This window comes from Amycolatopsis sp. SID8362, assembly GCF_010550475.1.
GTDB lineage: Bacteria > Actinomycetota > Actinomycetes > Mycobacteriales > Pseudonocardiaceae > Amycolatopsis > Amycolatopsis eburnea.
Map to the genome: position 1 here is coordinate 1 of NZ_JAAGNB010001066.1, position 5,618 is coordinate 5,618.

The window sequence follows — 5,618 nt, forward strand, 5'->3', positions numbered from 1 at the left end:
GCCGACGACCAGCCCGGCCAGCACGCCACCGCCCGCGCCGAAGCGGGCGCCCGCGGCGACCGGCGGCACGGCCGCCCAGACCGTGGTGATGAGCGGGACGTTCAAGGCGAACTGCGCGTCGCTGAGCACCCACGGCGAGGTCAGCAGCAACGCCGTCGTGAGCACCAGGTCGAAGACGACCAGCGCCGGCGGCCGCGTTCGCTCGCGCAGGTAGAGGAAGCTGCTGACGACCGACCACAGCGCCATCACGCCGACGATCGACCACGCCAGCCACTCGCGCTGGTAGTGCCCGCTCTGGACGATCACGGTGCCGCAGGCGAACGCCCAGGTGAGCCAGCGGAACGCGATCACGCCCCGCCACATGGGCGTGATCGGGTCGGGGGTCGGCGCGACGGTCACGGCTTTCCGGCTTCGTCGCGCTTCGGCGGCTCGGCCGGTGACGCGTCGGCTTCCTCCTCGCCGCGTGTCGCGATTTCGGCCTTCGGCCCGCCGGGCTCGGCGTCGTTCGGCTGCGCAGCCTGGTCCTTGAGGACGTCCACGTCGGCCGGGTCCGGGTTGGTCTCGTGCAGCAGCGACCGGACGCCGGCGTTGAGCACCGCGAGCAGCGGCACGGCCAGCAGCGCGCCGGCGATCCCGCCCGCGACCAGGCCGGCGGTGATGGCGAGCACCACGGCCAGCGGGTGCAGCTTCACCGCCCGCCCGAGCAGCAGCGGCTGCAGGATGTGGCTTTCCAGCTGCATCACGCCGATCACGATGCCCAGCACGATCACCGCGCCGATGAAGCCGTTCGTCACCAGCGCGATCAGCACCGCGACGCCGCCGGTGATCACCGCGCCGATGATCGGGATGAACGCGCCGATGAACACCAGCGTCGCCAGCGGGATCACCAGCGGGACACCCATGATCCACAGGCCGACGCCGATGCCGACGGCGTCGACCACGGCGACCGCCGCCGTCGCCCGCACGTAGCTGACCAGCGACGCGAACCCGCGGCGGCCGGCGACGTCGACCCGGGCGCGCACCCGGCTGGGCACCCCGCGGACGAGGAACGTCCAGATGCCGTCGCCGCCGCTGAGGAAGAAGATCGTGATGAACAGCGTCAGCAGGAAGCCGGTGAGGATCTCGCCGACTGTGCTCGCCGTGGTCAGCGCGGTCGTCGTGATGGACGCCTGGTTGTTCTGGATGAACCCGATCGCCTGGTTGATGAAGTCCTGGATCTGCTCCTGGCGCAGGTGCGGCGGCCCGTTGAGGAGCCAGTTCTTGATCTGGTCGAGGCTCGCGTTCACCTGCTGCTGCAGCTGCGGGAGGCCGGAGGAGAACTGCGTGATGACGAACGTCAGCAGCCCGCCCAGCACGGCCAGCCCGGCGATCAGCACGATCGCCGTCGCCAGCCCCCGCGGGAACCGCACCGCCACCAGCTTCTGCACCGCCGGCGCGAGGAGCGCCGAAACCAGCAGGGCGATGGACAGCGGGATGACGACCACCGAGAGGTAGCCGATCACCCAGACCACGGCGTACAACGCGGCGATCACCACGATGAACCGCCACGCCAACGCCGCGCTGATGCGCAGGCCCCGGGGGATCAGCCCGGTGATGTCCTCGTGCTCCGGCAGGAACGGGTCTTCGCGTCGCGCGTGGCTCACCGGCTCACCGTACTGGCAACACCGTCCGATTCGGGCGCTTTCCGAGAGCCGAGTCCGACACGCTGACCGGCCAGCCGTGATCACCCGCCGTGAGACCCGATCGCACGCTGTGTTCTTCACACGATGGGGGCATCAAGTCGTGTCGAGGATGCGAGCGGCGTCGCGGATTTGATTAGGTCGCTCTCGCAACGGCACTTCGCCGGACTTCCCCCGAGCACCAGGAGACGCACCAGTGGCCGACCACGCGACGAACGAGGGGCAGGGCGCCAAGCGCACCCGCCGCTTCGTGTCGCGTGCGCTCCTCGTGCTCGGCGGGGCCGTGGCCGGCACCGCCGCCGCGTGGCTCGTCTCCGGCGCGACCGCTTCCGCGGACACCGTCGAGGTGGGCACCTCCCCGATCACGGAGGCCGCGAGCGGCAGCCTCGGCGACGTGAACACCGGCGCGACGGACGCGGCGAAGGACGTCTCCACCGCGAGCTGCGCGCAGGACGCCACGGCGTGGAGCGAGCCGTGCGCCCGCGTCCTCGGGCACGAGGTCTCCGACCGCGTCAGCGACTCGGTTTCGGACCTCGCCCACGAAGCCGTCGTGAGCCCGGCGCAGCGCACCCTCGGCGCGGTCGAGCACATCGTCCGCGAGCCGCAGGACACCCGCCAGGTCCTCGAGCAGACCTTCACCCCCGAGCCGGCGCACGACGTGCTGCAGCTGCTCGACCCGGCCGGCCACGGTGACCTGGTCCCGCTCCCGGGGATCGCCCCGGTCGAGCAGGAGCCGGTGACCACCGCCGTCGCCCAGGCCACGGAACCGGTCGCCGTCACGACCGTCCAGCTCCCCGCCGCGTCGCGAGTCGCGACGCCGACGGGTCTTCAGCACGACGACGTCACCGGTGCGGCGGGCGAGTCCCGCGATTCCCACCGTGACCTGCCGTCGCCGCTGACCCCGGCGCAGCTCCCGGTTGCGCCGTCCGTCCCCACCGCCCCGGGTGGCAGCACTGCTCCCGGTGGTCACCTCGACGGCCTCAACTTCGGCGTCCCCTTCTGGACGACCGAAGCCGTCGACTCCGCCGTCGCGGCCATGAGCCGCGCCGGCCTGCGCACCGCGATGCGCACCCCGGGCGAGCAGCCCGGTGTCACTCCTGACTGAACACCTCCCTTCACGGGTAGCTGACGCGCCCAAGTCCGTCTTCAGCTGACGGCGCCCGCGTCCGCGAGATACCCGTGACACGGCGGTGCGCTTTTGTGCGCCCGCAAGAAGTTCCTTCCCCCTCGATGCACTTCGACGCATCGCCATGAACCCGCAAGGGAACCCGAAATAAAGGAGAAAAACCCCATGCAGACGTGGGCAAAGCGCGGACTCCAGACCGCACTTGTCACGGGTGGGTTGCTGATGCTGGGTACCGGCATCGCCTCGGCCGACGAGAACGTCAACCCGGACGCCCCGGCGTCCCCGCTCGACCTCAACGTGACGGTCCCCATCCAGGAGGCCAACAACGCGGTCGGGACCCCCTTCGGCCAGCTGGACCTGCCCGCCGGGCAGACGGAGCTGAGCACCAAGCCGGTCACCAACGCGGCGAACGAAGCGGCGAAGCAGCTCGACGAAGCGAGCCCGGTCAGCCAGAGCACCCTCGGCGGTGTCACCAAGGCCGACGGCGCGGGCGCCTTCACCCCGAGCCACAACAACCTCAAGGGCAACAAGGTCACCGGCGACGTCGTCGTCCCGATCCAGATCGTGGACAACGCGGTCGGTGTGCTCGGCGACGCGACCGTCCAGGGCGGCGACCACACCCAGACCTGGGAGCACAACCAGGACATCGCGACCACCGGTGAGGGCTCGAGCCTCGCGGGCAACGCGGTCGCCCTCGACTGGGCGCTCCCCGTCCAGATCGCCGGGAACGGCGGCGGCGTCGCCGGCGGCACCGGCCGCGTGAACGGTGGGTCGGCCAGCCAGAGCACCACCGAGACCGGGAACGTCGACACCAACGGCGACGGCTCGGCCCTCTCCGGCAACGTGGTGGCCGGCCAGTTCGCCACCCCGGTGCAGGTGACCGGCAACGCCGCGTCGTACCTGCTCGGCAACGGCCAGAGCCACGGCTACTCGGCCGACACGGTCGCCACCTCCGGCGGCTCGCTGTTCAGTTCCGGCGACAACAGCGCCGGATCGGGCAACGTGGTCGGCGCGCCGATCGCCCTGCCGGTCAAGTTCAACTGCAACTCGGGCGCCGTGTGGGGCTCGCTGTCGAACTCCGACGGCTGCAACACCTCCGCCGACGCCACGGCCGGGGCCACGCGCGAGGGCAGCCTCGGCATCCCGACCTACCTCGAGACGAGCGGCAACGACTCGTTCCTGTCCGGCAACGGCGGGGCGGCCTCGCTGTCCCCGATCGCGAACGTCGCGGGTGTCGCGGGTTCGTGGATCGGCAACGCCTCCGCGGGCATCCCCGAGACCGGCAGCTCCTCCAGCACGGTCGACTCGGGCGGCTTCGTCAAGACCGCCGGCGACAACGCGAGCGGCTCGGGCAACGTCCTGAACCCGTCGGTCGCGCTGCCGGTCGAGGCCTTCGGCATCGGTGGCACCTACATCGGCCAGGCCAACGCCGCGCACGACAACACCACCGATGCCAACGCGGGCAACGGCAGCTACACCCGGGGCAACGACTCCGTGCTGGGTGGCAACATCGTCAACACCCAGACCGCGGGCGCGCCCGAGGTCTTCGGCATCGGCGGCAGCCACATCGGCAACGCGTCCGGCACGGCGACCGAGGACAAGACGGTCACCGCCGGGGCGTACGACGGCACGCAGGGCAACGACTCGTCCGGCTCGGGCAACGTCGTCCAGGTGCCGGTCGGCGTGCCCGCCGAGGTCTTCGGCGTGGGCGGCTCGTTCATCGGCCAGGGCTCCGGCTCGGCCGAGGAGACCAAGGTCGTCTCCGGTGGCGGCGGTGGCTCCACCCACGACGACAACGGCTTCCTGAGCTCCAACCTGGGCACCGTGCCGGCTTCGCTGCCGGTGCAGGTCGCCAACATCGGCGGCGCGTTCGTCGGCCAGGGCCACGGCAAGGGCTCGACCGACACGACGTCCAACGCGGGCGGCGACGTCACGGCGAACGGCCCCGCGGGCGCCGGCGCCGGCAACATCATCGAGGCCCCGGTCTCGCTCCCGGTGCTGGCCGCCGGCAGCGGTGCCGCCCTCGCGGGCATCGGCACCGGTGAGAACGACAACATCACCGACTCCTCGGCGGGCGGCGACGCCCTCACCGACGGGCAGGACGGCGCGCTCGCCGGCAACATCGTGAAGGCGCCGGTCGCCGGCGTCGCGCAGGTCTTCAGCGACGGCGTCGCGGGTGCGGCCCTGGGCCACGGCCTGGGCACCAACGACACCAGCTCGGTGGCCGGCGGCGACGCCACCACCAACGGCGACGGTGGCGCGGTGGCCGGCAACATCGTCGGCGCGGACGCGCTGCCGGTGGTGCAGGTCTTCGGTGACGCGGTCAGCGCCGCGGGTGTCGCGACCGGCACCGGCGTCAGCATGACCTCGGTCAAGAACGCGGGCGACGACACCACCTCCGGTGTCGAGGGCGCCATCTCCGGCAACATCCTCGACATCCCGGCCACGGCGATCGCGCAGCTGTTCGGCGACTCGGTGGCCGTGGGCGGCGTCGCGCACGCCGTCGGCGACAACACGCTGACCACGGAGAACGGCGGCGAGCCGACCACCGAGGGCGACGGGTCCAGCCTGTCGGGCTACAACTTCTACCACGACATCGTGGCGCCGGTGCAGATCTTCGGGGTGCCCCTGGAGCTGCTCGGCGTGGCCACCGCCGACGCGACCGACATGACCAGCATCAACGGGGAGGCCACGGACGCGGCCGACGCGATCGCGAACCCGGTCCAGGGTTCGGAGCTGGGTGCCGGCGAGCTGCCGTCGCTGACCGGGCTCGCCAGCGGCCTGCCGACGGCGGGGCTGCCCACCGCGGGCCT

4 protein-coding genes are annotated in these 5,618 nt (G+C 71.9%); 2 read left to right on the forward strand and 2 right to left on the reverse strand.

The annotated features are described in order from the left end of the window. Positions 1-399 (reverse strand): DUF5931 domain-containing protein (locus tag G3I65_RS33545; protein WP_309235865.1); only part of this gene is annotated, 399 nt, incomplete at its 3' end. Then, positions 396-1,643, reverse strand: a complete 1,248-nt coding sequence (locus G3I65_RS33550) for an AI-2E family transporter (RefSeq protein ID WP_160699658.1) — start codon at positions 1,641-1,643, stop codon at positions 396-398. The genes G3I65_RS33545 and G3I65_RS33550, both read right to left, overlap by 4 nt. A 232-nt stretch (positions 1,644-1,875) precedes the next feature. Between G3I65_RS33550 and G3I65_RS33555 the strand changes: the two genes are divergently transcribed. Both G3I65_RS33555 and G3I65_RS33560 read left to right on the forward strand, forming a co-directional pair. Then, positions 1,876-2,784, forward strand: a complete 909-nt coding sequence (locus G3I65_RS33555) for a hypothetical protein (RefSeq protein WP_160699659.1) — start codon at positions 1,876-1,878, stop codon at positions 2,782-2,784. A 186-nt stretch (positions 2,785-2,970) separates the two neighbouring features. Next, a partial coding sequence (locus tag G3I65_RS33560) for a PE-PGRS family protein (protein ID WP_239071612.1) occupies positions 2,971-5,618 on the forward strand: 2,648 nt, incomplete at its 3' end.